We start from the raw sequence: 248 nt of genomic DNA on the forward strand, positions 1-248 counted from the left end.
CCGCCCTACCTGCGGATCATAGTACCGATGCCGGTTGTAATGCAGCCACGTCTCATGGTCGTGATACTGACCCTGAAACCGAAGCGGGTTGGTCAGTCCTTCACCCTGCGCCCATTCCGACAGCTTTTCTTGCGCTTCACCCCAAGCCTTGTACTGCGCGCTCCAGGCGATGCTGTGGTCAGTCAGCTCCTGCGGCGTGCCCAGATGGTCGCATTGATACCACGCCAGCACATCAATGGGTTGTGCTG

At 58.9% G+C, this 248-nt stretch carries 1 protein-coding gene; it reads right to left on the reverse strand.

From position 1 onward, the window contains the following. Positions 1-231 (reverse strand): RHS repeat-associated core domain-containing protein (locus tag AAEY88_RS14895; protein WP_350563639.1); only part of this gene is annotated, 231 nt, incomplete at its 3' end. Between the last annotated feature and the right edge of the window lie 17 nt (positions 232-248).

Origin of the sequence: Psychrobacter sp. CAL346-MNA-CIBAN-0220, assembly GCF_040309805.1 — a bacterium.
GTDB lineage: Bacteria > Pseudomonadota > Gammaproteobacteria > Pseudomonadales > Moraxellaceae > Psychrobacter.